This window comes from Nonomuraea sp. NPDC049141, from assembly GCF_040648415.1.
In the GTDB taxonomy this organism is placed as follows: domain Bacteria; phylum Actinomycetota; class Actinomycetes; order Streptosporangiales; family Streptosporangiaceae; genus Nonomuraea.
This window is the reverse complement of record NZ_JBEZDR010000026.1, coordinates 127,285-153,300: the sequence shown is the minus strand read 5'-3', so window position 1 is coordinate 153,300 and position 26,016 is coordinate 127,285. Positions and strand designations below refer to the sequence as shown.

Here is a 26,016-nt window from a genome sequence, read left to right as displayed (position 1 = left end):
AGTGACCTACGCCCGATATGTCGCCCTCGGTGACAGCCAGACCGAGGGCCTCGGCGACGGCGACGACGTCCGGGGCCACCGCGGCTGGGCCGACCGGCTCGCCGAGCACCTGGCCGCGGCGAACCCCGCCGCCCAGTACGCCAATCTGGGCGTACGCGGGCGCCTGGCCGGGCAGATCCGCGACGAGCAGCTCGGCCCGGCGCTGCGGCTGCGGCCCGACCTGGCCACGGTGATGGCCGGCATGAACGACATCATCAGGCCCGGCTTCGACGCCGCCGCGGTCGCCTCGGCGCTGGAGGAGATGTTCGAGCAGCTCATCGCGTCAGGCGCGTGCGTGGTGACCGTGACCTTCCCCGACATCGGCAAGATCGCTCCGCTGGCCCGGCGGCTGCTCCCCCGCGTGATCGACCTCAACGCCCGGATCCGGGCGGCCGGCGCCCGCCACGGTGTCATCGTCGTCGACACCTTTCCGCACTCCTTCACCACCGACCCCAGGATGTGGACCAGCGACCGGCTGCACGCCAGCCCGCTGGGCCACGCCAGGATCGCCGCCGCCATCGCCCACGCGATCGGGCTGCCCGGCAGCGACGACACCTGGTCGGTCCCGCTCACACCGGTGCCCCGGCGCGCGGGCTGGCGGGTCGCGGGCGCGGAGGTGCGCTGGGTCGCCACCTTCGCCGGCCCGTGGATCTACCGTCGCCTACGCGGCCGCTCCTCAGGAGACGGCCGCGTCGCCAAACGCCCCGAACTCGGCCCGATCCCACTGCCACCGCGGTAACCGACCGATCGACCGACGCCGCCGGGGTCATGCGTGGACGAGTAGCTCCGACACCGCGGCGGCGGTCTCGGGGTGGCGGGTCAGGAGGGCGCCTGCCTCGCCGGTGGACGGGCCTCCGGCGGGCTGTTGCCAGCCGCCGTCGCAACCGAGCAGCGCGGCCATGGCATCGGTCGCGGCCGGATGTCCGGCCAGCAGGTCCGTCACCGGCCCCGCCGACGCGGGCACCGCCGCGCCTGACGTCGACGCCTTCGGCGACCAGGGCGGCGTCCACTGGTCGAGCGTGGAGAGAGCGCCGGGGAACGTCCGGCCTGCCTCCCGTACCAGTACGGGCACCAGCTCCCCGGCCTGCTCCCGCAGAGTCGTGATCAGACCGGGCAGCCACGGCAACAGAACGGAGTCGGGCAACCGGCCGAAAGCCTTCGACATCAGCTCGACCACGAACGACGCCAGCGCGGGCGCCGGCTCCATCGCCTGCGCGAACCCGCTCATGTACTGCGGAAACGCCGGAACGACCAGCGGGTTGTCCAGCAGCTCGTCACAGCGCGCCCGCAGCTCGGCCAGCGGCAGCGTGCCGAGCAGGTACTGGGCGGCCCACAGCAGGGCCATCTTGGCCGGCTGCTCCGGGTGCGACTGCCGTACCGCGATCTCCAGCTGGGCCCGCTCGCAGCCCAGCGCCAGCGCCAGACTCTCCATGGTGAACAGGAAGCCGAGCATGGCCGACACCTGGCGCACCCCGGTGGCCTCGTCCACGAAGGCGGTCGGCAGCAGCGTGCAGTAATGCGCGAACCCCGCCGTGACGAACGCCTCGCACCAGGCCGGCAGCTCCGGCTCGGTCGCGCGGTAGTGGGCCAGCAGCCGCCTGATCCGGCGCAGCACTTCCGGCGCGTCGTCCACGGACCGCTCGGCGGCCAGCAGCTCCACGGCCCGGGCGCCGAGCTCGTCGGTGAACCGGCGGCTGCGCAGGTAGAGGATCGAGTCCTCGACGGCCGCGAGCGCGCCGGCCGCGGTCGTCTTGGGGTCGTACACGGCGCGCCGCAGCCGCTGTTCGAGCACCTGCTCGACCGTGACGCCCTCGTAGCCCAGCTCGATGATCGAGCGCTGGTGCTTGCCGATCGTCAGGTCCCAGCTCTCCTGGATCGCCCGCTCGCCCAGCCGCCGCGCGCCCATGATGGGCCGCACGGCGTCGTCGGGCAGCAGGTGGCGCAGGATCCACAGCAGGTCGGAGCAGGGCACCAGGTCCGGGTCCGCCTTGAGGTCCATGAGCGCCCGCTGCACCGTGCGCTTGCTCAGGTCGAGTCCCAGCGGCTCCAGCCGGTCGAACACGTCCTGGGCCAGCGGCGGCATCGCGTGGTAGCCCACCTGGCCGATCCGGTCGCCGCCGAGCAGGATCTCGCACAGGCGGCGCACGTCCCGGCGCCCCGGCACGGTGTCCTTCTCGATGCACGTGACCGCGGCGTCCTGGAAGTCGTACGGCGTGGGACGGCCCCGGTTGCGCAGCCCCGCGAGCAGGATGGCCGTCTCGAACACGGCGATGGCGTCGGCCGTGCTGGACTGGTAGCCGTTACGCCGGGCCAGCCGGACGATGTCGACGGACCAGCCGAGCAGTTCGGCCTCGTCGAGGCCGTCCAGGACCGGCGGTTTGGCCAGGAAGCCGGACAGCCGGTCAGTGACCGGTTCCGGCGCGGCCGGCGCGACCGGCTTCTTGCTCGCCTTCTTTTTACCGGCCTTCTGGCCCGCGATCTGGTACGGCTTGACGCCGCCGCGCTGCAACGCCTTGTCCCAGGTGGCCGCGGCGATCGAGATCGAGCCGGAGGCCAGGCCGAACTGGGCCTCGATGGCGGAGTTGCTCGACGGGATGAGCCCGTACAACCAGCGCGTGGCCGTACGGGGGCTGATCTCGAAGGGCGCGTCCGACGCCAGCCCGAACTGCTCCACCCGGCTGGCCGCGTGGAACGCGCCGCAGACGTACAGGCACTCGGCCGGGTCGGCGCCCGTCGCGGCGAGGTGCTCGCGCATCCGCGTCCACATGTGGCGCTCGCGGTCCTCGTCACGGTCCGTCCGCTGGTCCCCTTCGGGGCGCAGGCGCCGGAACAGGCTGCCGATCAGGACCATGACCTGCCGGTACGACTCGTAGTCCGCGCCGGTCAGCGGCTGTTCGACGTACTGGTCCCACCACTCCGACCAGTGGCGGACCTTGCCGTGGTGCAGCAGGTGCTCTTCCAGCTCGGCGAAGCGGGGCCGCAGGTCGCCGATCTCGACGCCCACGGCGTCGCCGTGCAGGCCCACGTCCTCTCCGCCCTGCTTGGCCTCGGCCGGTTCGCGGGGCAGCCACTGGAAGACGTGGTCCGACGAGCGGTCCACCAGCACCAGCTCGACGCCCGGCGTTTCCAGCGCGTACGAGATCGCCTGGTATTCGGCCGACGCCTCCGTGATGGGCGCCACCACGCTGAGCGGCTCCCAGCTCGCCGGGAAGCCGTCGACGTCCGTGGCGAACGCCTGCAACGCCACCGGCAGGCGGCAGTTGCGCAGCTCGTCGAGCAGCGGCCGCAGGTCCTCGCACAGCTCCAGGTAGATGACCTTGGGCTGCTTCTCGCGCAGGCGCCGCACCATGGCCAGCGCCGAGGCCGGCGAGTGGTGGCACACCGGGAAGATCTCGAGTTCCTCGCTCAGCGCCCGGTCGACGTCGTCGACCAGGCCCGACAGGATCCCGGCCAGGGTGTCCGGCTCGCCGGCGAACGCGGCGGCGGCGTCCAGCAGCTGCTCGCGGAGTGCGCCGAACGGGCTCATGAGAGCGTCTTGATGGCCTGGCGGCCACCTTCGAGGAAGTCCGTCCACGGCCCGCCGTCCTTCTTGCTGCGGGGTTCGACGATGCCGTGCCAGTACTTGTTCAGGATGGCCAGGTCCTCCGGTTGACGGCGGGCCAGCGAGCCCACCAGCGAGCCGCCGAGCGTCTCCGCCCGCAGCGTGCGGTCGCCGAAGAACTGGCTGTGCAGGATGGCGTCTTCGAGCACACCGATCTGCTCGGCCGTGGACAGCGCCGATTCGAGCTTGTCGTCGTCGCTCTTGGCCGACGCCGCCGCGGTCCGCAGGTCGGCGAAGCTCTGCAGCAGGATGTCGAGCAGCGTGGGCGGCAGCTCCAGCTCGATGCGGTGCCGGCGCAGCAGCTCCGTGGTGCGGAAGCGGACGATCTCCGCCTCGCTGGTCTTGCTGGTCACCATCGGGATGCGGACGAAGTTGAAGCGCCGCTTCAGCGCCGACGACAGGTCGTTGACGCCCCGGTCCCGGCTGTTGGCGGTGGCGATGATCGAGAAGCCGGGCTGGGCGAACACGATGTTGTCGTCGTCGAGCTCGGGGATGGAGACGTACTTCTCGGACAGGATGGAGATCAGGGCGTCCTGGACGTCACTGGTCGACCTGGTCAGCTCCTCGAAGCGGCCGATCACGCCCCGCTCCATCGCCGTCATGATGGGCGAGGGGATCATCGACTGGCGCGACTGCCCCTTGGCGATCACCATGGAGACGTTCCACGAGTACTTGATGTGGTCTTCCGTGGTGCCGGCCGTACCCTGGACGACCAGGGTGGAGTTGCGGCTGATCGCCGCCGAGAGCAGCTCGGCGAGCCAGCTCTTGCCGGTGCCCGGGTCGCCGATGAGCAGCAGACCTCGGTCGGAGGCCAGCGTCACGATGCTGCGCTCGACGAAGCTGCGGTCACCGAACCACTTCTGCGGGATCTCCCGGTCGAGCCCGTCCGAGCGCTCGGAGCCGAGCACGAACAGGCGGACCATCCGGGGGCTGAGCCGCCACGAGAACGGCTTGGGGCCGTCGTCCACGGACTCCAGCCAGTCGAGCTCTTCGGCGTACTTGACCTCGGCGGGGGCACGCAGTATCTCGGTCATTCGCGGGTCTCCTAGGTGAGGAAGTTCTTGAGCTCGAGCACGAGCTTGCGGATGTGGCCAGAGATCACGGGGGTGCCCAGGTCCTTCAGCTTCTCGCGGAACCACTGGTCCACGCTGGCGTACCCCGAGCTGTTCACGGAGCCGACCGGGATGAACTTCACCCCTGAGCGGTGCAGCGACGTGAAGTCGTCGATCAGCGACCGGTTGTCGTAGAAGTCGGAGATCCAGACCATCACGGTGTTGCGCGGGTCGACGATCTTCGGCCGGGCCAGGGCCATCGCGACGGTGCCGTCCGTGCCGCCGCCGAGCGTCGTCCGCAGCAGCACCTCGAACGGGTCCTTCACCCACGGCGTCAGGTCGAGCGCGCGGGTGTCGTACGCGATCAGGTGCACGTCCACCTTGGGCAGCCCGGCGAAGATCGACGCCAGGATGGTGCAGTTGACCATCGCGTCGACCATCGAGCCGGACTGGTCCACCACCACGATCAGCCGGGCCGGGGTGGTCCGCCTGGCCGTGTGCCGGTAGAACAGGCGGTCGACGTACAGCCGCTGGTCCTCCGGGCTCCAGTTGGTGAGGTTCTTCCAGATCGTCCGTTCGATGTCGAGGTTGCGGAACACCCGCTTCGGCGGCACCGACCGGTCGATCTTGCCGACGCTGGTCTTCTCGACCTGCGTACGCAGCACCTCGGCGACCTCGTCGACGAACCGGCGGATCAGCGCCTTGGCGTTGGCCAGCGCGACTCCGGAGAGGTTGTCCTTGTCGCGCAGGAGCTGCTCGATGAGCGACATGCTGGGGTTGAGCTGGGCGGCCAGGGAGGAGTTGGACAGCACCTCGCGCAGCCGCATGCGGCGGACCAGGTCGCCTTCCACATCGGCCAGGACCTTGTTCAGCTCGGCGTAGTCGATTCCGCGACCGCCACCGCCGGTGGCGAGCCCGCGGCCGGATCCCCCCTGCCCGTCGCCTTGTTCTCCCTCGCCCTGCCCACCGCTGCGACCGAGTGCTTGCTTGAACCACCCGGCGTCCTTCTGCCAGGCGGCGAGCTGACCGGCCGAGACGTCACCCGTCCCGGTGGCGAAGACGCGGAGCAGGAGCTTGGAGATCAGGGCAGCCCTGCGTACCTGCTCGGCGGGGTCCTCGTTGCCCGAGTCGAGCAGGCTCTCGAACTCGGGACCCAGGTCGGGAAAGCGCTGGACCAGGTTGCCCACCGACACCGATGGGTCCAGCAGGGCCGTCGGCAGGCCGAGGTCGTCGACGATGGCCACGCTGGCCGACTCCAGGGCGGGCTGCTCCTCGGTGTTGAACACCCGGGCCAGCAGGCGCCAGTAGAGCACCTGGCGCCTGTTCTCGTGATCGGTCATTTCCGGAGCAACCGTCCCGCCCGCTCGCGCAGCACGGCCACCGCGTCGCCGTTCCTGGCCTCAGCCTTGGCGATCTTGGGATCCGTGGGACCCTGCGCCCAGTCACCGGTGTGCGCGGTGACCGGCAGCTTCTTGACCGTCCCCTGGACCGCGAGCGGCTGGAGCAGCCACCGGCCGGCGTCCCAGCGCACCAGCCCGATGCACGACTCGGAGCCGCGGACGATCTCGGGCGTGAGCGAGCCGCACGACGGCAGCCGGTCGGTGTCCACCGTGATCGTCATGCCGTCGAGGTCGAGCACCATCTCACCGCGCTTGGGCACGGTGTAGCCCTCGACCAGCACCGGCTCGGCGACGCGCACCGGGTGGCGCTCCAACGGCGGCGCCGCGGGGGCGAGCGCGCTTCCTAGCTGGACCCTCGCCGTGGTGAACGGGTCCGCGGGCTCCCCCACCGTGGCCCGGGCGTCGTGCCACACCAGGTCGCCGCTGCCGAGCAGCGGCATGTCCTTGATGTCCAGGCTGCGGCGCTCCGCCAGTGCGTTGAGCAGCACCGGGACCCCCGTCAGCAGCCGCCACACGGCGGTGCCGACGATCGTGTCCACCTTGGTGGCGGCGACGCTCGTACGCACGAGGCGGCACTGACCACCGTCGGCGGGCTCCAGGATCGCGTGGACCTGCGCCTGCACGGCGGTGGCGTGCTCGTGCACGTCCACGCCGAGCACCAGCAGCCGCCCGGAAACCGGCTCGCCGGAGCCCGCGGGCAGGCCACCCGCCTGTGTGAGCACCAGCGCCCGCGCCCACAGGTCGGCCCAACGCCGTGCGGGCACGATCTCCATCGTCGCGACCGGGCACGACGCGCGCAGCTCCGTCGCCAAGCCGTCGAGCAGCACGGCCAGCCGGCGCAACCGCGGCTCCGCGAGCAGCGCCTCCATCGTCTGGTCGACGGCGGAGACGAGGTCGTGGTCGACACCCCGCCAGCCGGTGATCGCCAGTTCGTTGAGCCAGGAACGGCACGCACCGAGCAGGTTGTCGCTCTGCGCCGTCGAGCGCGGCTCTTCCCACGCGGCCCGCGTACGTCCCAGAGCGGTGTCGAGCCGTTCCAGCAGCGCGTCGTGGACGGCGCCGAGCAGCGCGGTGCGACCGGCGGCCAGCGCCGTGACGTGCTCTTCCGAGACCGAGCCCGCGGCGACCTTCCCCGCCGCCTCCGCCACCCGGTCGCCGAGCGGCGTGGCCGCCATCGCGCCGGCCAGGGCGGTCAGCGCCGAGGCGCGATCCTCGCCCAGCCGGGCGAAGCCGTTCATCAGGGCCTCGTCGAAGCCCGTCACCAGGTCCAGCGCTTCGCCGACGCCCGGCAGGGGCTCGTCGATCAATCCCGCTAATTGCACGCTCAGCATCAGCCCACCGCCCCTGCGGCGGGGAACCAGTGCAGCTCGGCGATGGGCTCGGTGGTCACGGGCAACTCCAGGTAGGCCAGATGGCGCAGGAACCGGCTGAACACCGCGGCTCCCTGCGTGCGCTCGACACCACCCTGCAGGCAGTCCGCCAGCCTGTCGCCCTCGGCGAGCTCCACCCGCAGGTAGCCGGCGACCCGGTCGACGCCGTACTGCAGCACGGCTTCATCGACAAGGGACCGCAAGTGCTTGCACATGTAGCTGGACAGCCCGCCGCACGGCCGGTTGTTGTTGGTGCTGCAGTTGTAGGTATGGGTCCCGGCGGTGATCGACGAGACGTACACCCGCTCGATGTCGGAGCCGCTCGACACGACTCCCTGCAGCCGCCCGTCGGCCATCTCGACGAAGGGAACCTTCGCCAGCTTGCGCGGGCGTACGGGGGAAACCACCCGTGCCACGCTGCGTTGCTCCCACGCGGTTCGGTCCGCGGTCACGCCTCTTCGACCTCCAGTCCAGCGGCTCGCGGACGCCAGCCGGTGCGGCGGCACCTGTGCGAACGGCCGATCAGTGATCGCGTAATTTACCCCATTACCGGCGAAGCCCGGGTGTGTTTCGATCTACTGCGGAAGCGCCGTACGACAGTACTCAGATCACCTCGAAGTCGGTCATCATCGCCATGTCCTCGTGCTCAAGGTTGTGGCAGTGCATCAGATAGCGCCCCCGGTAGCCCTCGAAACGGACCAGGACGTCCACCACCTCGTAGGGGTGCACGTCCACGGTGTCCTTCCAGCCCGCGTCGGTCGGCGCGGGGGGCCTGCCGTTGCGCGAGAGCACCTGAAAGGCGGCCAGGTGGAGATGCACCGGATGATGGAAGTCGCTGGCATCGAACCGGCCGACCTCCTGCAGTCGGTGCGCGTGGTGGCCCAGGGCGATGCGCTGCTCTCCCCCTCGGTCACCAGACGGCTGATCGAAGCGTACGTCTCCACCCCACCCAGACCGGTGCCGCGACCTGGCCTCGACCGGCTGACCGACCGGGAGCGCGAGGTCTTGTCCCTGGTCGCGACCGGGATGTCCAATGAGGAGATCGCCGCCCACCTGACGATCAGCCACGCCACGGCCAAGACCCACGTGAGCAGGACGATGACCAAACTGGGCGCTCGTGACCGCGCGCAGCTGGTCGTCCACGCCTACGAGTCCGGGCTGGTCACCCCAGGAGGCGAACCATGCTCTTCATGGTGATCGAACGATTCCGCGACAACGACATGATCCCGATCTACCGGGAGGTCCGTGACAGGGGCCGGCTGATGCCCGAGGGGCTGACCTACCTCAACAGCTGGATCGAGCCCGACTTCAGCCGCTGCTTCCAGCTCATGGAATGCGATGACCTGCGCCTCCTCCAGCAGTGGGTCCTGGAGTGGCGCGACTCCGGCGCGACCTTCGAGATCGTCCCCGTCGTCACCAGCGAGGACACCCGCGACGTCGTGGCGCCCTATCTCGACCCGCCTTAAGAGGCTTCCTGGCCGAACGTGATCACGATGTACCGGCCGTTGGCGTAGCTGACCACCGGCCGCTGGAGCATGTCCCCCACCCGGCGAGCGACCCTCTGGAACAGCTCCACCATCTCCGGGGTGTCGGCGCTCACCCTGAACCGCCCGTCGCTGACGAGCGTGTCGGCGACGAGGGTCGTGAAATTCGCCTCTGCCCGGGCCTGCTCGTCCACGCTGAGCGGGGTGCGCTGGGGTACGGGGGGCTGGGTCATCGCGGAGTCTCCTCATGATCGCTGTCCTCCTAGTCTCTACCCCAGGTGAACCGCGGTGGTCCTCAGCCGCGGGTCGGCGGCGATCTCGGCCTCGGTGAAGCGCTCGGTGACCCACTGGCCGCGCGAGAACAGGACCGTCTGGTCGGTGTGGTGGGGCGAGGCGGGGTTGGCGGAGAGGGAGTAGGTGAGGATGGTGCGGGTACGCGGGCCGTCCGGAGTGAGCTCCACGGCCATCATGAAGCTGGACCCGGTGTCCACCTCCGGGTAGCGCCCGTCCGTGCCGAGCGCGGCGGCGCGCATGCGCACCCTGTCGAAACAGCCCTCTCCCTCGGTGCAGCCGGGAAGCGGGATCGAGGAGTAGCGCTGCGCCTGGCCCGGGGTGAGCGTCAGGGCGATGCGGTTGGTCTGGAAGAAGAGCACGGCATCGGCCAGCGACTCCCGCACCTCCGAGGCGTCGTGCTTGAGCCCCCGTGGGGTGGTCAGCGGATGTGCGGCATCGAACGGCACCCGCCACGGGCTGAAAACGGGCTCTCCCATCTTGTGGGGACCCATCAGCCGGGTGAAGAACTCGCGCCACAAGATCGCCCCATGGCCGTCCAGGGTGGCGCGACCGTCCCACTTCCGCAGCGTCGCGCAGGCCTCGCGCACGTTCACCCGCTTACCGTCGGACGAGGTCAGCTCGGGGTGGGTACGGCACAGCGTCAGCAGGTCCGAACGCATGAGCTCGAAGCTGTAGTTGCGCTTGGTGCGCGCGGTGGCCTGCAGCGTTTCCAGGGTGAAGCCGGGCTCGCCGAGCCCGTCGGCGCCGGACAGCCGCTGGGCGATCATGTCCAGGCTGACCCGGGGACGCGGCTCCACGTCGGTGCGCGGCTCACCCCATGCGTGCTGGTAGCCGGTCAGCGGCTTCGACGGGTTCGTCATCCAGAAGGTGTTGTTGGAGTTGGCCACGTAGTCGGCGCGGGTCAGCCTGGGCTGGTTGCCCGGCCCGAAGATGCCGGGCACGACGGCGTCGCGATCCTTGCCCCACAGGCACGCGGAGGTCGAGCCGTCCAGCACGTATGCGTCCAGCCCCGGAATGGGCGAGGGCTTGGCGCAGCGGCGCGCCTTCGCGTCGGTGACGTGGGGGACGATCGAGGCGTCGGCGAAGTAGGCGGTTCCGCCGATGTCGGTGGCGAGCGTATGGACGAACGCCAGGCCCTGATAGGTGCTCTGGGCCGCGCGTAGCTGGGTGAGGTTCGTCGCTCTGGCCATCGCCAGCCATTCGTCGGCCGCGCGCAGATTGGCGGCGTTGGCATCGGCCAGCGCGTAGGCGACCTTGTCGGTCTGCCCGGCGGCGAGCACCGGGCCGTAGCGCGAGGTGTAGAGCGTGTGGCTGGTCATGGTGCCGTCCTGCAGGGCGACCTGCACCTCCTGGCGGCCCACCGGCTCCGCGTGGCCGTCCACCAGGTAGCTGGTCCGGTCGCCCGCCAGCCGCAGCTGGTAGACGGTGAAGCGCTGGGCGTGGGAGACGGTGTGGGTCCAGGCCACGCTCGCGTTGTGCCCGATCTGGACGACCGGCGTGCCGTACAGGCTGCCGCCGGAGACGTCGAGCACGCCGGGGATGGTGAGCTGTACCTGGTAGAAGCGGCGGATCCCGTTCCATGGGAAGTGCGGGTCGGCCAGCACCATGCCATGGCCGTCGCGGGTCGCCTGGCGGCCCAGCGCCCAGCCGTTGCTGCCCGCGGCAGGTCTCTTGGCCGGGCCGTCGGTCTCGGGCTCGTCGATCCCGGTGATGGCCTCCTTGAGCGCGGAGCTGCCGACCATGCGGTTGAGGTCGAGCAGGTTGTTCCAGATGTCCATGGCGGTGACGTCGCCGACCCAGGCCTTGCCCCGGCAGGTGGGATCGGGCAGGTTCGCCACCCCGGTCTCCTGGAGGTAGCGGTTGTATCCCGCGACGTAGCCGTCGACCAGGCGGCGCAGCTCAGCGCTCGGCCCCACCGGCGCGGGCCGGGCCAGTAACCGCCGAACGACGCCCGAGTCCGCGACGCTCTTGTAGTAGACGTCGCTGGCGAGGTTGTTGACCGGGCTGACCGGGTCGTCGGACATGGCCGCGGCGCCGAAGTGCCGGGATCGCTCGCCCCGCAGTGTCACCACCCACGAGGCCATGACGCACAGGTTGTCCTGCGCGAAGGCGTAGCCGTACCCGAATCCGAGGCCGCCGTAGTCCTTGGCGGAGATGTGCGGGATGCCGTACTCGGTGCGCCGGATGGTGGCGGAGTAGCGCGCGTCGCCGGCCGCGGCGGGCGCGCTGGTGCGCACGACCACCACGGTGGAGGCGAGCAGGACCAGCGCGATCAGCACGGCCAGTCGCGGTCTGAGCTTCATGGGGTTCCTATTCGAAGCGGGCGTTGTCTGGCGCGGTCAGCTGCCTGAGCAGCGGCATGCCCATGAGAATCACCAGCAGGGAGGCGGCGAGACCGCCGCCGACGGTCGCGAAGTAGGCAGGTCCGGGCATCGCCAGGGAGGCGCCCTTCATCGCGAGCTGGTCGATGAGCGGCTCGGCCACGCCGAACCCGGCGCCGGCGGCGAGCACGGCGGACAGGACGAGCGGCAGCGCGGACTCCAGCAGCACCACCCCGGCCAGCGTGCGGGTGGGGGTACCGGCCAGCCGCAGCAGGGTGAACGGCTGCCTGCGCTCCACCAGCCCGCCGCCGACCGCCACCACGAGGCTGCAGCCGCCGACGATCAGGGTCAGCGCGACGATGGCCAGCGCGACGTTCTCGCCCTGGGTGTACAGGGTCGCTCTGGCCTGGGCGACCTCGGCGAAGGTCATCGGGGCTTGGGCGGTGTGCGCCGCCAGCAGCGTGCGGATCCGCTCCGCCGCCGCCGGGTCGGTCGTGCTGATCAGGATCGACTCCATGTCGAGGCCGGTGATGGCGGTGGAGACGGATTCACTGGCGGGCCCCGCGAGCGGAAGGATCTTGTCGATGGTGAGCGGGTTGTCGACGTTGACCACACGGTAGAAGGTTCCGGCCACGACCCGCGCGGTCGACGGGCACCTCCCGAGCACGGGGAAGCGGGCCAGGCTCGCGCATTCGACGACGGTCGTCGCGGGCGGTGAATCGTCAGCGGGCATGGGGATCTTCTCTTTGTCGGCCCTGGCGTAGATGGGCAGCACGTCCACGCCCGGGAAGCCGCGCAGGCGGGCGAGCAGGTCCGCCTGCACCCGCTGGGACAGGCCCGTGACGCCGGGCCGGGCGAACTGGGCGCGCAGCACGTGGTTCAGCGCGCCGCCGGCCACGGCCTGCTGGCCGGAGAGCACCGCGGGCACGAGGCCGGCGATCGCCGTGCCGATGAACACCGCCAGCACGAGCCCGCTCACCGCGCGGAAGGCGGCCTTGGGGTCCGCGGCCATCCGCTGCGCGGCCAGCAGCGTCGCCGCGCTCCGGGTCAGCCCGGCGGCCAGGCGCGCGACCCGCATCGTCAGCCAGGGCCCGGCCAGGACCAGCCCGGCCATGATCAAGGCAAGGCCCGCACCGGCCAGCAGGGCGTCGGGCTCCTTGACGTTTCGGAACACCGGCCCCGCGAACAGCCCCAGCCCGGCCAGCAGCGGGATCACCCGCCACGCCCGCGGCGGGGGCAGCGCGGCCTTCCTGGCCACACCGAGCGGTGAGATCCGCACCCGGCGCAGCGACCACAGCGCGGCGCACGCCGCGACGACCGGCACGCAGACGAGCACGGCCGCATACTGCCAGGAGCGCGGGGCGATCAGGTCGGGGAAGAAGCGGGAACCGGTGATCCGCGCCCCGGCCAGCGCGGGCCGTACCACCTGGAAGAGCGCGAGGCCGGCCAGCGCGCCGAGCAGCGCGCCAAGGGCGGCGTCCACCGCGGCGAGCACGTTGACCTGCCGGGAGGTGGCTCCCACCAGCCGGATCGCCGCCAGGCGCGTCTCGCGCCGCGCGGCCGCCAGCCGGGTGGCGGTGCCCACCAGCACCAGCAGCGGGACGAACAGCCCGATGGCGGCGACGACGAACCCGAACTGGTAGATGTCGGCGTTGCCGTCGACCGCGAGCTCGGTGGCCACCGTGTCGACCTGCTGGGCGCCGGGCATCGCGGCGACCTGCCCCGGCGTCAGCCCCACCACGATGGCCAGCTCGTCGGGCCCGGACAGCGCGGCCTGGCCGATCAACCCGGCGCGCGTGCCGGGGAAGCGGTCGGCGAGCTGCTCGCGCGGCACCGAGTCCAGCAGTCTGGCCAGCGCGGGCGAGGCGTAGTACTGGCCGGGACCGGGCATGCGGGACAGACCCGGGATGACCGGCGCCCGGGTGCCGAGCGCAGCGGCATCCAGCCTTTTGATCAGCCGGCCGGCGTAGTAGTCCTCGTGGCGGTTCCACAGCGCGCCGTCGTTGGTGGCGTCCAGCGCCCAGCCATTGGGCGCGGAACCGCGCGTGCACTCCCAGCACAGGCGGTCATTGGTGGCCTGGAAGGCGTTGAAGAGCGACAGCGTGGCCAGCAGCACCGCGACGCCGACGGCCACTCCGGCGACGATCAGCGTCAGCCTGGCCGCCACCTCCCTGCCGCCGCGCAGCGACAACCGCAGGCCCAGCGAGATCATTGGACGATCCCGCTCGCGTACGGGTCAGTGACCCGGCCGTCGCGCACGACGACCTCCCGGTCGGCGCAGGCGGCCACCCGGGCGTCGTGGGTCACCACGATCACGGTGGTGCCTTCCTCGCGGGCCAGGCCCACCAGCAGCTCCATCACGAGCTCGCCGGTGAGCGAGTCGAGCGCGCCGGTCGGCTCGTCGGCGAAGACGACCTGCGGCCCGGTCACCAGCGCTCTGGCGATGGCCACCCGCTGTGCCTGCCCGCCGGACAGCTCCCCGGTGCGCCGGCCGCCCAGGTCGGCCAGCTCCAGCCGCTCCAGCCAGGAGGCGGCCCGCGCGTAGGCACGCTTGCGTCTGGTACGGCCGAGCAGCAGCGGCAGCGCCACGTTGTCGGTCACGGTCAGCTCCGGCACGAGCTGGCCGAACTGGAAGACGAAGCCGAAGGCGGTGCGCCGCAGCTCGCTACGGCGGCGGTCGTTCAGCGTGTCCAGCCGCCGCCCGTCGAACCACACCTCGCCGCTGTCCGGGGTGAAGATCCCGGCCAGGCAGTGCAGCAGCGTCGACTTGCCCGAACCGCTGGGTCCCATGACGGCCAGAACCTCGCCCGCGGTCACCGACAGGCTGGCCTCCCGCAGCGCGGGCGTGTTGCCGTAGGAGCGGCTGACCGCCTCGGCCCGCAGCAGCGCGTTGACGATCATCGGTCGCGCACCGCCTCCGCCAGCGCCCCCAGCCGGGCCTGGGTGACGTCGATCCACCGCAGGTCGGCCTCAAGGCGGAACAGGCCGTGATCGGCCAGGAGCGCGTCGACCAGGTTGCCCGCGCGCTTGATCTCGGTGAGTTCGCGCATGCGTCCCAGATGCGTCGCACGCTGGGCATCGAGGTAACCCGCCGCGTCGCGCCCCAGCATCAGCGCCAGCACGACCTTGGTGAACAGCACCGTGTGCAGGTACGGCTCGGCCGCGACCGGCTCGGCCAGCCACGCCTCGACCTCGTCCTTGCCCACGGGGGTGATGGCGTAGCGCTTGCGGTCGGGCCCGTCTCCCGGTTCGCTCTGACCGGCGGTGACCTTGCCGTCTCTGGCCAGGCGGCCGAGCGTGGAATAGACCTGGCCGAAGGGCAGGGGTTTGCCCCGGCTGAAGAAGGCGTCGTAGTCGCGTTTCAGGTCGTACCCGTGGCTCGGCTCCCGTTCCAGCAGGCCGAGCAGTGCGAGGGGGACACTCATGTCAAGCGACTATACCCCGAGAGTATATACGCCGGAGGTAATTAGTCCCCCTGCACCCACTCGGAGTGCTCTCTCTTCGCCCAGGCGAGCTCCACGAACCCCGTACGCATCCCACGCCGCGCCTGCGAATCCCGGTACGCCAGCCGGATGTGCCCGAACATCGAAAGTCACCTGTCAAGGCGGTGACGCCATCAGGCCTAGCGGAGCCGCAGTCGTCCAAAAGGGGCTCGACTATCGCGCGGTGGCCGCCCGCGTCTGGCGCTTACGGGCGCGGTAGGCCGCTGCCTTGATCTTGTTGCCGCACGACTCCATGCCGCACCACTCGCGGCGTCCCCCACGAGACCGATCGATGAAGATCTTGGTGCAGTCGGGGTTGGCGCACTCCTTCATGAGCGGCACATCCGGCCCGGTGAGCAGTTCGATGGCGTGCCTCGCCACGGTGGACAGCGCCTGTGCCGGAGTCGCCTCGGTCCACCGGCCCTCGGCGGCGAGCTGCGGAATCGCGCACGGAGTGCGTGCCGCCTCGTTCACCAGCGCGAGCGCCCCGCCGTCGTACCCCTCGTCCGCGAGCCGGGCGGTGACCAGCGCGTAGATCGCCTCCCGTACCGTCACCGCCTGGGTGACGTCGTCCTCCTGGCAGGCGGTGACGGTGTCGACGATGCCGGACTCCACATACCAGGCGTCGAGCCGGGCAGGCGCGTCGAGCGTCTCGAAGGGCGCCGTACGCCGGGCGCGGAGCGTGCAGGCCAGGTCGAGGGCGGGGTTCCCGCACAGGAAAACATGTCTCACATCACCAGCTTGACGGGTGACTCTGATGCGTGCAATATTCGTCACCACTTGAACCAGTGACGACGCGCCAGGCTCAGGCGGCGGCCAGCCACAGGTCGGGGCCGAACACCTCGTAGTGAATGTCGCGCGGCGCGACTCCTGCCCCGATGAGCTGAGCACGTGCGTCACGCATGAACGGCAGCGGGCCGCACATGTAGACGACCGCGCCCTCAGGGATCTCGACGTCGGCCAGATCCATGCGGCCGGTGCGGGCGTTGCCGCAGCCACCGTCCTCGTACCAGAAGATCCGCTCGCCGGAGGGCAGCGCGTCGGCCAGTCTCTCCATGTCCTGACGGAGCGCGTGCTCGGCCTTGGCACGGTCGGCGTGCACGAGCAGGACCCGCCGCGAGGAGCCGGTCTGGGCCAGGTGCCGCAGCATCGCGGTGATGGGCGTGCAGCCGATGCCGGCGGAGACGAGCACGAGTGGCGCGTCGCCGTCGGCGAGCGACACGTCACCGAACGGCGCCGAGAGAGTGAGCTCGTCGCCTTCCTTGACAGTGGCGTGCAGCAGCGCGGAGACCTCCCCTTCGGGGGTGTCGCCGCCGCGCACCCGTTTGACGGTGATACTGCGAAGTCCGTCTTGGCCGCAACCCGACAGCGTGTACTGGCGCTGCTGGCGCACACCGTCGGGCATCAGCATCCGGACGCTGACGTACTGGCCGGGCCGCGCGGGCGGGGCGGGTTCGTCCCCCACGGGCCGCAGCACCAGCGACACCGCGTCCGCCGTCTCCTCGCGCCGCTCGACGACCTGCCAGGACCTCCAGGTGCTGCCGTCACGCGCCCCCGCCTCGGCGTAGATCCGGGCCTCCAGGGAGATCAGGGCACCGGCCATCAGCCAGTAGACCTCGTCCCACGCCGCCGCGACCTGTGGGGTCACCGCGTCGCCGAGCACCTCCGCGATCGCGCCGAAGAGATACTTGTGCACGATGACGTACTGGTCATCGGTGACTCCGACCGCCGCGTGCTTGTGCGCGATGCGGGCGAGCAACGCGTCGGGGCGCACATCGGGGTGCTCCAGCAGCGCCCCGGCGAAGGCGGCGATCGAACCCGCCAGCGCCTTGCGCTGCTCGCCGCTGTGCTGGTTGCCGCGGTTGAACAGCCCATCGAGCAGCTCAGGCCGATCGGCGAACATCGTCTCGTAGAACCTCGCGGCGATCGTGTCGAGCGACGCACCAGGGAGATCCACCATCGCAGGCGACAGATCGACAGCGACCACATCCAGGCCGTTGTCCTGGAAATATGCGCTGTCCTGGCCGGTTCCGGCACCGACCTCCAACAGCCGCCTTCCGCCGCCGTCCTGTACCCGGCTCAGGAACGCTGCCCGCTCCGCCAGCTTCCATGGCTGCTTGCCGCTGCCGTCACGACGCTTGGCGCTACCGTCGTAGGCCGCTCGAAGGGAACCGATCACATCGTCGTAGCGCACGCCCATCCCGCCATGATGACGAGCATCTCGGCCACCTTACGAGTGGCCAGCAACTCACCCTGGCGCGCCACGGCCAGCCCACACCCAGTTCAGTAACTTATAGTAACATTGTGATTACAAATAGTAGCTTGGCTGAATGGCGAGATCCCCAGCGCCAGTCCCCCTCCACAAGCGGTGTGCGCCGCCAACCGAACCGGAGACGAGGCATCACCGCGGGCCTGACAGCCCTGGCGTTCATCACGGCCGCAGCCGCCCCCACATCGGCCACGGCATCCGTCTCCGCGGCGCACCAGAGCGTGACGGCCGCCACCTGCGATCCGCGCAGCGGCACGCGAGCCGTCTACTCCGCTGACGAGTCGGCGAAGGTCAACGGACGGATGTGTGTGGAGGTGCGGCAGCGCGCCGACGGCAGCCAGTACGTCCACGCCTACTTCGGCGCAGACATCTGGTACAAGTGGGGCGTGGGCTGGTATGCCGACTGCACAAGAAGCAACCCGTGCGTCGTGTTGGGTACGTTCCAGCTGCACAGGGAACACGAGACCACCCGTCTTTCCACCTTCAGCTCGCACACCGCCAAGATCCTGCACGGCAACAACGTCAACGCCACAGCGGACTTCGACGCATACCCCGGGCACTACAAGGTGACCGTTGCCGTAGAAAAGCGGATGGGCTACTGGGGCTCCCAAAGCGGAGACGCAAACGTTCGGGCAAACACCCTCGCAATCGAGGTCGACGTCCCCTAGAACAACGTCCGGCGCCGAAGCCCCCGGCAATACGAACAGCACGCCGGGGGCACAGCGGATTGTGACGTTCTCACACCTGATGGCCCGTGTAACGCGGGTTGGTGAGGATGACCCGGATGGCGTACTTCGACCGCCGAACATGTCCGCCTCCCGCGCAGGCCGAACTCGATCGGCTGCTCAGCCGGGCCCGTCGGAGGCATACTCCCCGGGGAGGTCGAGGATCCGCAGCACGGCGCAGGCCAAGGTCTTGCCGGCACCCACCCCGACAAGCAGCACGTAGTCACCGGGAGCCAGCGCCCCGCTGGCCAGCAGGTGGTCGAGGGCGACGAACTGGTCACTGACCCCGAGGTGACCGATCCCGGCGCCGTACTCCCAGGTGGTGTCGGCCAAGGTCAGCCCGAACCAACTCGCCCGCTCCTCCAAGTTGTCCCAGCGCCCGTGCGGGAACGCGACGCGCGCCACCTCGTCGAGCGTGATCCCCGCCTCCTTGAGCGTACGCTCGACCAGCCCGATCAACGTCGACTGGATCGCCAGCATGACGCCGGCACCGTCGCCGGCCACCAGCCGCTTGCGGAACGCACCATGACGGGCGGCGAAGTCCAGCGGCCGCCCCACGGTCGCGTCCGGCGGGAACATCGGCACGCCGCCGTCGTTGACCGACTCGGCCTCCGGCAGCACGACCACGTTGACCGACAGCACCTGCGCGAAGCCCGTATCCGTGGTGAGCAGCAGCGCGCACCCGGCGTCACCTACCACGTTGCCCTCGATCATGCGCCACCGATCGACCAGCGGAGTGCCGTGGTTGTCGGCGCCGACCAGCAGCGCGGTGCCGCCCGGCCGCAGATAGCCGCAGGCGAGCTGCAGCGCGCTGAACATCCCGCAACACCCCTGCCGCACCTCAACGGACAGGGCATCGCCGCCGACCAGGTGCTGCTGCAGGTAATACTGCGGCTGCCAGCCCTCCGGCCCCTGATGCCAGACGTCGGCGTACAGCATGAGATCCAGCTCGCGCGGCGACATCCCGCCCGAGCGCTCGAACGCGTGCCGGGCCGCACGGAGCGCGAGCTCCGGAGCCGGTACGTCACCGGCCACCGCCGCACCACCGAGGCGGAAATACTCCACCTCATCGGCCGGATAACGGCCCTCGGCGACAGCCGTCTCGATACTGACCACCGGCGGCAGATGAACGCCGATACTGCGCAGGTAAATGTCGGGTGTGCGCAACCGTCCTCCTTGCTGAAGCAGCGCGGCATGCCGCGGCGCGGGGCGTGGTGGAACGAATAACCCACTGCTAGGGAAAAGCGAGCCTGCTGGAAGAGCTGTCGGGTTGCCAAGCACAGACCGGCGATACGTACGGCAGGCCCTCGCAACCTGAACGTGACGGATGTGTCCGTGGGCGGTCGGGCCGATGCTAATGGAATGAATTATCCGTGACTAGTGGTGTCATTCTTCGCACGAACCATGCATAATCTTCACCGCCGTTGATCACCGGCGTACCGGAGTGGAGCCAGCGGCCGCAGGCCGGAAAGCAGCTCACCCATGTCCCAAAACCAGGCTCCGGCCACCGGTCAGAAGCGCACCGGCCGGCTCATCATCGTGCTCACGGCCCTCACCGCGGTCGCTCCGCTGGCCATCGACATGTATGTGCCCGGCTTCCCCAGCCTGGCCAGATCCTTCGGCACCAGGGCCTCCTCGGTCCAGCTGTCCCTGACGGCCTTTCTCGTCGGGCTCGCCGCAGGACAACTCCTCCTGGGCCCGGTCAGCGACGCGGTGGGCCGCCGCCGCGTCCTGCTGGCCGGCGCCGCGCTGTTCACGGTGCTGTCCCTGGCCTGCGCCGTCTCCCCCGGCATCGAGATCTTCGACGCGGCGCGGCTGCTGCAGGGGGTCGCCGGGGCGGCGGGCATGGTGGTCGCCCGAGCCGTGCTCACCGACCGCTTCCACGGCACCCCGGAGGCGGGTCGCCACTTCGCGACCCTGTCGGCGATCGTGTTCATGGCCCCGGTGGCCGCGCCGGTGCTCGGCGGGGCCATCCTCGACATCGGCTCCTGGCGCCTGGTCTTCACGGCGCTGGCGGGCTTCGGCGTCCTGCTGATCGCGGGGCTCCTCGCCTGGGTGCCGGAGAGCCTGCCCGCCGACCGCAGGCGATCGGGCGGGGTGACCGGTGTGGTCAAGGCCATCACGATGCTCGCCGGCCGGCGCGCCCTCGTGGGGTACGTGCTCGCCTCGTCCTTCACCGGGGCCGCGCTCTTCACCTACATCGCCGGCTCGACGTTCGTCTTCCAGAACGTCTACGGCCTCTCGGCCGTGCGGTACAGCCTCGTCTTCGCCACCAACGCCCTCGGCATGCTGGCCTCAAGCGTCCTCTTCGGCCGCCTGTCCGCCCGCGTCCGGGTGGACACCCTGTTGGTCGCGGGACTGGCCGTGGCCGGCACCGGTACGGCGGCCCTGGTCGCGTCGCTGGTCACGACCGGCGGTTCCGTCGCCGCCACGTGGGCCTGCCTGTTCGTCACCGTCGCCGGCCTCGGCACCGCGCTGCCCGCCACCACGACCGTCGTCCAGTCACTCGGCCACGACGCTCCCGGAGCGGCCTCCGGCCTGCTCGGCGGCAGCCAGTTCATCCTCGGCGCGGCCGCCTCTCCCCTGTCAGGTCTCCTCGGCGACGGCACGATCTCCATGGCCGTCATCATGCTGACCGCCTTCGGCCTCGCCGCAGTGTCCCTCTTCGTGGTACGCGGGGCTCGGGGGCGGACTCCCGGACCACGAGCGAGCACCCCTTGATCAGAAGCTCATGTTGATCGACGATGGCAAAGAGGATCTTCGCACGGGAGGGGTTGAACGTGTCGAAAAGCGACTTGCAAACCGCGCTGGAACAGGCGGTGCAGTTCGCCGGGTACACCAAGATAGCTGTCTACGGACTAGACGGAGGCCGTTAGTCCCAATGATTTCAGTGTCCAGCCCGAGGAGTTTAAAGCGATCGTTAGCACGGTCAATGACGCTACCCTCCTGTGGAACGACAACTATCTCTACCTTGAAGGCGTCGCGTACGAGTTGTCGTACAACGAGAACCTGTTGACATATACAGTCCCACAGTTCGTGGTCAGAGGCCTGGACGAAAGAGAGAGTGACGGCGTTGGCTGTGCCCTGGTTGAGCAGGGCCTCATCATCGCGCTGTTCAACGCGGATACGTCGGACGACGAATACACGTACATCGAAATTTTGGCCGACCTTGTCGGCGCCCGGCGTAACTGACTGACGTGCGTGCGGCGACAGCCCGGAGTCCCGCGCGCGTCGGGACCGCCCCCCAGTCCGCACGCCCGGCACGCGCCGGCAGGCGCAGGGCCGGGATGCCGGGCCGGCGACTGGGGTGATGCACTCGACCGCGTCGTGATTCGGCGGACGATCTCAGTCCGGCCGTGCACGTCAGCGGATTTACAGTTGGGGCGGTTGCTCCGCACCTGGTGTGGCTTGGGCGTCGTCTTCCTCCACCCGCACATAACCCACGGAATGAACGGCCACACCCAAGATCGTGCCAACCAGGATCGCGATCCCGGCGATCGTCATGATGTGCCAGAAACCGGCGACCACCCCGACGTACCCGAGCCCGAGCGCAGCCTGCTGCGCCACCAGCACGAGAACGGAACTCGTCACGCGCCGACGATAGGTCTCATGCCGGTTCAACATGATAAGAGCGGACAAGAGCGGGATGGCCAAGGAGAAGGCGACCACGCAGATCTGGGCGGACAGATCAAGAGAAGCGGCTCCCGGGGTCAGGAACGGCTGCACCAAGACGACTCCGATACCGATCAAGCCGGCGTACATCAGGTTGTTCTGCCGGAGGGTCTCCTCCTGATGTGCTGCAGCCCGTTTCTTCCACCATTCCCCTTGTGCGGCAGCTTGCCGCCTCCACCACGCTTCGTCCGCTATGTTCTCGTCCATGGCGACCATTGTGCAGATGGTGCGTGCCTGCCTCCACCGGCCATTGCCCTGGCTCGGTGATGAACCGGCTAGCTTGCGGGTCCGACACCGGCCGTCTGACTTGTAACGGCGCGGCCACCCGGGCGGTGTGCGGCGCAAAGGTGTGAGGTGGGACGTATCCAGCGGCGGGCCCGAACGGCGGTAACCGTCCGGCGAGCCCGCGTAGCAGCGCCCGGCCCGTGTGCCCAACTGACTGCGCTAGGGGGTCCAGCCCAAGGGCGCCAAACCGGACATCAGCGACCAGCCACCAGACCCGCACCGCTACGCCTGGAAGCCCGTCCCAGCCGGAGACGAGGCCCGCGTGACGACCAAGACCCTCTCGACGAAATCGATGGGCTGAAGTCCAAGTCACGACAGGGCGTCCCGGTCGCCAACCGGGCTTGGAAGGTGTCGCCGACGTACAGACCTTCCTGATCGGCACGCTCGCGATCGGGACGGTGCACGTCATGCAGAACGTCCTCAGCGCGGCACTCAAGCGAGCGATGCGCGAGGAGATCCTCGGCCATGACGGCATCTCGGTCAACGACCTGTTCAAGTAGGGCCGTTGCACCAAAGAAGCCCCGAAACTTGATCGCTTCGGGGCTTTCTGCTGGTGGGGCTACCAGGACTTGAACCTGGGACCTCTTCCTTATCAGGGAAGCGCTCTAACCGTCTGAGCTATAGCCCCGCGCACAACGAACGGTATCGCATCCCCACGAGGGAAGGCGAACCGGTTGTTCGGACGAGGAAAAGCTTACCGCCTCTCCCGCGTTGCTCGCGCCGCCCGCCGAAAGATCGGCGGCGGCGCGAGCTCAAAAGCCATAACCCGGAAAGCTACTCGGCCTCGCTGAACGTCACCTCGACGCCGCCCACCAGATCGGAGGCGACGTTGTAGATGACCGCCCCCAGCGTGGACAGCGCCGTGATGAGCACCACGTTCACCGCGCCGATGAGGGCGGTGTAACCGAGGATGCGGACCGGCTCGAACCAGGAGGCGATGTCGATCGGGATCGAGTTCTGCCCCTGCTCCCCCTTGCCGAGCTGGTTGACCAAGTCCACAAGGGAGTCAAACACCCCCAAGCCGGACAGCACGCCGTACAACACGGCCACTGCCACGAAAAGCACCACGAAACAGACGAGGGAGACCACGAAGCTGAACTTCATGGCCGACCACGGCTCGACGCGACGCAGGACCAAATGGGCCTTACGGGGAAGACGGGCCCCCGCGGAGTTGGAGGACTTCTTCTTAGGCATCTCGACAAGCGGAGGGGCCTCGGAGGTGAGCGACGGACGGAGTCGGACCGTCTCGTTGCCCTCCGACTGCGGCTCCCCCCCTGGCGGACCCGTGATCGGCGCCGCGCCCTGTGAAGGCGCAGCACCTTGCGAAGGCCCCTGTGAAGGCGCGGGTCCCGGTGGAGGCGTGACTCCTTGCGGAGGCGTGGCCTTCTCGTCGACCGCGTCGAGGATCTCGGTTTCGTTGGGCTTCTTCGGCTGCTGGCCGTTGTCCCGGGCCGCCTTGGTCCTGGCGGAGCCACCCTGGGCGCTCATGACCTACTCTCCTCCCCCGTCTTCCTCACTCTCCACCGAAGTCTCCATCGACTCGGCGTTCCGGGCGAGGGCCACCACGCTGTCGCCTTCAGCGAGATTCATCAAACGCACTCCCATGGTCTGGCGGCCGGACTGCTTGATCTCGCCGGCACTCGTCCGGATCACCCCGCCGGCGGACGTGATCGCGAAGACCTCATCCTCTGGGTTGACCATGACTGCTCCGACCAGCTTGCCACGGGAACTGACGATTTTCGCAGTCAGCACGCCCCTACCGCCACGTCCTTGAACTGGATACTGCTCGACGGGTGTCCGCTTTGCGTACCCAGCCTTGGTCGCGATAAGCACATGTTGACCATCGGCAATTCTATTCATGGCGAGAAGTTCGTCACCCTCCAGGAACCTCATGCCGATAACGCCGCTCGTCGCCCGGCCCATCGGGCGCAGCGCCTCGTCGGAGGCGGTGAACCGGACGGACTGCGCGCCCTTGGAGACGAGCAGGAGATCGTCCTCCTCGGAGACCAGGCGGGCCCCGATGACCTCGTCGTCGTCGCGGATGTTGATCGCGATCAGACCGCCGGACCTGGGGGAGTCGTACTCGGACAGGCGGGTCTTCTTCACCAGGCCGCTGCGGGTGGCCAGGACGAGGTAGGGGGCGACGTCGTAGTCACGCAGGTCGAGGACCTCCATAACGGTCTCGTCGGGCTGCATTGCCAGCAGGTTCGCCAGGTGCATGCCCCGCGCGTCACGCGCGGCGTCGGGCAGTTCGTACGCTTTGACGCGGTAAACGCGGCCTTTGTTCGTGAAGAACAGCAACCAATGGTGGGTCGTCGTGACGAAGAAGTGGTCGACGATGTCGTCCTGGCGCAGTTGCGCGCCCCTGACGCCCTTGCCGCCGCGCTTCTGCGCCCGGTAAAGGTCGGTACGGGTGCGCTTGGCGTAGCCACCGCGGGTGATGGTGACGACGATCTCTTCCTCGGCGATGAGGTCTTCGATCGACATGTCGCCGTCGTACGCGACGATCTCGGTCTGCCGGTCGTTGCCGAAGCGGGCGACGATCTCGGCCAGCTCGTCACCGACGATCTGCCGCTGCCGCGGCTCCGAGCTCAGGATGTCCTGGTAGTCGGCGATCGCCGTCATCAGCGATTCGTACTCGTCCTGGATCGCCTGGCGCTCCAGTGCGGCGAGCTTGCGCAGCTGCATGTCGAGGATGGCCTGGGCCTGGATCTCGTCGATGTCCAGCAGCGTCATCAGGCCGCCCTGGGCCTCCGCGGCCGACGGCGAGCGCCTGATCAGCGCGATGACCTCGTCCATCCGGTCGAGCGCCTTGAGCAGCGCGCGCAGGATGTGGGCCCGCTCCTCGGCCTTGCGCAGGAGGTAACGCGTCCGGCGGACGATGACCTCGATCTGGTGCGCCACGTAGTACGTGATGAACTGGTCGAGCCGCAGCGTACGCGGCACCCCGTCGACCAGGGCCAGCATGTTGGCGCCGAAGGTGTCCTGGAGCTGGGTGTGCTTGTACAGGTTGTTCAGGACGACCTTGGCGACGGCGTCGCGCTTGAGCACGATGACCAGCCGCTGGCCGACCCGCGACGACGACTCCTCGCGTACGTCGGCGATGCCGGTGACCTTGCCCTGCTTGACCAGCTCAGCGATCTTGTAGGAGAGGTTGTCCGGGTTGACCTGGTAGGGGAGTTCGGTGATGACGAGGGCTTGGCGGCCCTTGTTGTCCTCCTCGACCTCGACGACGGCTCGCATGGTGATCGAGCCGCGGCCGGTGCGGTAGGCGTCCTCGATGCCCCGGCGGCCGACGATCAGGGCCTTGGTCGGGAAGTCGGGGCCCTTCACCCGGGCGATGGCCGCCTCGAGCAGCTCCTCGTCGGTGGCCTCGGGGTTTTCCAGCGACCACTTGACGGCCTCGGCCACCTCGCGCAGGTTGTGCGGCGGGATGTTGGTCGCCATGCCGACCGCGATGCCACCCGAGCCGTTGACCAGCAGGTTGGGGAAACGCGCCGGGAGTACGACGGGCTCCTGCGAGCGGCCGTCGTAGTTGGGCTGGAAGTCGACGGTGTCCTTGTCGATGTCGCGCAGCATCTCCATGGCGATGGGCGCGAGCTTGCACTCGGTGTAGCGCATCGCCGCGGGCGCGTCGTTGCCCGGAGAGCCGAAGTTGCCCTGCCCGTCGACCAGCGGGTGGCGCAGCGACCAAGGCTGCGCCAGCCGGACGAGGGCGTCATAGATCGAGGTGTCGCCGTGGGGGTGGTAGGAACCCATGACGTCACCGACGACGCGCGAGCACTTGAAGTAACCGCGGTCGGGGCGGTAGCCGCCGTCGTACATCGCGTAGAGCACGCGGCGGTGCACCGGCTTGAGACCGTCACGCACGTCCGGCAGGGCACGCGAGACGATGACCGACATCGCGTAGTCCATGTAGCTGCGCTGCATCTCGGTCTGGATGTCGACCGGTTCGATGCGGTCCGAAGACGGTGGAGGCGGAGTGTTCACTTCCGTCACGTGTAAAGATCCTTTTCTACTGT

The 26,016-nt window shown here is 69.4% G+C and carries 23 protein-coding genes, 1 tRNA gene and 1 pseudogene; 7 read left to right on the top strand and 18 right to left on the bottom strand.

Annotated elements, in window-relative coordinates:
• Position 1 precedes the first annotated feature (1 nt).
• Positions 2–778 carry an SGNH/GDSL hydrolase family protein gene (locus AB0B91_RS52175; protein WP_358338202.1) on the top strand — a complete coding sequence of 259 codons (777 nt, stop codon included), beginning with the start codon at positions 2–4 and terminating at the stop codon, positions 776–778.
• Between the two features lie 27 nt (positions 779–805).
• Here the strand turns inward: AB0B91_RS52175 and AB0B91_RS52170 are convergent, their stop codons facing one another.
• The 6 genes from AB0B91_RS52170 to AB0B91_RS52145 all read right to left on the bottom strand — a co-directional run bounded on the left by AB0B91_RS52170 (position 806) and on the right by AB0B91_RS52145 (position 8,281).
• Positions 806–3,565, bottom strand: coding sequence for a DUF5682 family protein (locus AB0B91_RS52170; protein ID WP_358338199.1), 2,760 nt, complete (start codon positions 3,563–3,565; stop codon positions 806–808).
• Positions 3,562–4,674 (bottom strand): AAA family ATPase, encoded by a 1,113-nt coding sequence (locus AB0B91_RS52165; protein WP_358338196.1) that lies wholly within the window; start codon positions 4,672–4,674, stop codon positions 3,562–3,564. The genes AB0B91_RS52170 and AB0B91_RS52165 overlap by 4 nt, the downstream gene beginning before the upstream one ends.
• An 11-nt stretch (positions 4,675–4,685) precedes the next feature.
• The gene (locus AB0B91_RS52160) at positions 4,686–6,032 is read right to left on the bottom strand and encodes a VWA domain-containing protein (protein ID WP_358338193.1); all 1,347 of its coding nucleotides are present in this window, start codon (positions 6,030–6,032) and stop codon (positions 4,686–4,688) included.
• Positions 6,029–7,399 carry a hypothetical protein gene (locus tag AB0B91_RS52155; protein WP_358338190.1) on the bottom strand — a complete coding sequence of 457 codons (1,371 nt, stop codon included), beginning with the start codon at positions 7,397–7,399 and terminating at the stop codon, positions 6,029–6,031. The genes AB0B91_RS52160 and AB0B91_RS52155 overlap by 4 nt, the downstream gene beginning before the upstream one ends.
• Before the next feature lie 23 nt (positions 7,400–7,422).
• Positions 7,423–7,914: a hypothetical protein gene (locus AB0B91_RS52150; protein WP_358338187.1), complete on the bottom strand. Its 492-nt coding sequence runs from the start codon at positions 7,912–7,914 to the stop codon at positions 7,423–7,425.
• Between the two features lie 151 nt (positions 7,915–8,065).
• The gene (locus AB0B91_RS52145; protein WP_358338184.1) at positions 8,066–8,281 is read right to left on the bottom strand and encodes a multicopper oxidase domain-containing protein; all 216 of its coding nucleotides are present in this window, start codon (positions 8,279–8,281) and stop codon (positions 8,066–8,068) included.
• Between the two features lie 24 nt (positions 8,282–8,305).
• Between AB0B91_RS52145 and AB0B91_RS52140 the strand changes: the two are divergent.
• Positions 8,306–8,659, top strand: a pseudogene (locus AB0B91_RS52140) (response regulator transcription factor); the annotation flags it as partial.
• On the top strand, positions 8,653–8,928 hold the full coding sequence (locus AB0B91_RS52135) for a DUF3303 family protein (RefSeq protein ID WP_358338182.1): 276 nt from the start codon (positions 8,653–8,655) through the stop codon (positions 8,926–8,928). The pseudogene AB0B91_RS52140 and the gene AB0B91_RS52135, both read left to right, overlap by 7 nt.
• Here the strand turns inward: AB0B91_RS52135 and AB0B91_RS52130 are convergent.
• The 7 genes from AB0B91_RS52130 to AB0B91_RS52100 all read right to left on the bottom strand — a co-directional run bounded on the left by AB0B91_RS52130 (position 8,925) and on the right by AB0B91_RS52100 (position 17,243).
• Positions 8,925–9,179 (bottom strand): hypothetical protein, encoded by a 255-nt coding sequence (locus tag AB0B91_RS52130; RefSeq protein ID WP_358338179.1) that lies wholly within the window; start codon positions 9,177–9,179, stop codon positions 8,925–8,927. The genes AB0B91_RS52135 and AB0B91_RS52130 overlap by 4 nt on opposite strands.
• A 36-nt stretch (positions 9,180–9,215) precedes the next feature.
• Positions 9,216–11,543 (bottom strand): penicillin acylase family protein, encoded by a 2,328-nt coding sequence (locus AB0B91_RS52125; protein ID WP_358338176.1) that lies wholly within the window; start codon positions 11,541–11,543, stop codon positions 9,216–9,218.
• A 7-nt stretch (positions 11,544–11,550) separates the two neighbouring features.
• Complete coding sequence (locus AB0B91_RS52120; RefSeq protein ID WP_358338173.1) at positions 11,551–13,773, bottom strand: FtsX-like permease family protein; 2,223 nt, start codon at positions 13,771–13,773, stop codon at positions 11,551–11,553.
• Positions 13,770–14,462 (bottom strand): ABC transporter ATP-binding protein, encoded by a 693-nt coding sequence (locus tag AB0B91_RS52115; RefSeq protein WP_358338170.1) that lies wholly within the window; start codon positions 14,460–14,462, stop codon positions 13,770–13,772. The genes AB0B91_RS52120 and AB0B91_RS52115 overlap by 4 nt, the downstream gene beginning before the upstream one ends.
• Positions 14,459–14,986, bottom strand: coding sequence for a PadR family transcriptional regulator (locus AB0B91_RS52110; protein ID WP_358338167.1), 528 nt, complete (start codon positions 14,984–14,986; stop codon positions 14,459–14,461). Before AB0B91_RS52110 ends, AB0B91_RS52115 begins: the two co-directional genes overlap by 4 nt.
• A gap of 231 nt (positions 14,987–15,217) precedes the next feature.
• Complete coding sequence (locus AB0B91_RS52105) at positions 15,218–15,775, bottom strand: CGNR zinc finger domain-containing protein (RefSeq protein ID WP_358338164.1); 558 nt, start codon at positions 15,773–15,775, stop codon at positions 15,218–15,220.
• Between the two features lie 73 nt (positions 15,776–15,848).
• Complete coding sequence (locus AB0B91_RS52100; protein ID WP_358338161.1) at positions 15,849–17,243, bottom strand: globin domain-containing protein; 1,395 nt, start codon at positions 17,241–17,243, stop codon at positions 15,849–15,851.
• A 122-nt stretch (positions 17,244–17,365) separates the two neighbouring features.
• Here AB0B91_RS52100 and AB0B91_RS52095 point away from each other — a divergent pair, with 122 nt between their 5' ends.
• The gene (locus tag AB0B91_RS52095) at positions 17,366–17,980 is read left to right on the top strand and encodes a hypothetical protein (RefSeq protein WP_358338158.1); all 615 of its coding nucleotides are present in this window, start codon (positions 17,366–17,368) and stop codon (positions 17,978–17,980) included.
• A 177-nt stretch (positions 17,981–18,157) separates the two neighbouring features.
• Here AB0B91_RS52095 and AB0B91_RS52090 read toward each other — a convergent pair whose 3' ends face one another.
• Positions 18,158–19,204: a ketoacyl-ACP synthase III family protein gene (locus tag AB0B91_RS52090; RefSeq protein ID WP_358338155.1), complete on the bottom strand. Its 1,047-nt coding sequence runs from the start codon at positions 19,202–19,204 to the stop codon at positions 18,158–18,160.
• A gap of 315 nt (positions 19,205–19,519) precedes the next feature.
• On the opposite strand from AB0B91_RS52090, the gene AB0B91_RS52085 reads away from it, so the two are divergent.
• Together AB0B91_RS52085 and AB0B91_RS52080 are read left to right on the top strand one after the other, a co-directional pair.
• Complete coding sequence (locus tag AB0B91_RS52085) at positions 19,520–20,758, top strand: multidrug effflux MFS transporter (protein ID WP_358338152.1); 1,239 nt, start codon at positions 19,520–19,522, stop codon at positions 20,756–20,758.
• A 315-nt stretch (positions 20,759–21,073) separates the two neighbouring features.
• Positions 21,074–21,229 carry a hypothetical protein gene (locus AB0B91_RS52080; RefSeq protein WP_358338149.1) on the top strand — a complete coding sequence of 52 codons (156 nt, stop codon included), beginning with the start codon at positions 21,074–21,076 and terminating at the stop codon, positions 21,227–21,229.
• 180 nt (positions 21,230–21,409) lie between these two features.
• Here the strand turns inward: AB0B91_RS52080 and AB0B91_RS52075 are convergent, their stop codons facing one another.
• On the bottom strand, positions 21,410–21,916 hold the full coding sequence (locus tag AB0B91_RS52075) for a hypothetical protein (protein ID WP_358338146.1): 507 nt from the start codon (positions 21,914–21,916) through the stop codon (positions 21,410–21,412).
• Positions 21,917–22,335: 419 nt separating this feature from the next.
• Between AB0B91_RS52075 and AB0B91_RS52070 the strand changes: the two genes are divergently transcribed.
• A complete protein-coding gene (locus tag AB0B91_RS52070; protein WP_358338143.1) occupies positions 22,336–22,494 on the top strand; it encodes a hypothetical protein in 159 nt (52 codons plus the stop codon).
• A gap of 51 nt (positions 22,495–22,545) precedes the next feature.
• On the opposite strand, the gene AB0B91_RS52065 is transcribed toward AB0B91_RS52070, so the two are convergent.
• From AB0B91_RS52065 to gyrA, 3 genes are all read right to left on the bottom strand, one after another.
• Positions 22,546–22,622, bottom strand: a tRNA-Ile gene (locus AB0B91_RS52065).
• Between the two features lie 146 nt (positions 22,623–22,768).
• Positions 22,769–23,482 (bottom strand): DUF3566 domain-containing protein, encoded by a 714-nt coding sequence (locus tag AB0B91_RS52060; protein WP_358338140.1) that lies wholly within the window; start codon positions 23,480–23,482, stop codon positions 22,769–22,771.
• A 3-nt stretch (positions 23,483–23,485) separates the two neighbouring features.
• The gene (gene gyrA, locus AB0B91_RS52055) at positions 23,486–25,993 is read right to left on the bottom strand and encodes a DNA gyrase subunit A (protein ID WP_358338137.1); all 2,508 of its coding nucleotides are present in this window, start codon (positions 25,991–25,993) and stop codon (positions 23,486–23,488) included.
• Between the last annotated feature and the right edge of the window lie 23 nt (positions 25,994–26,016).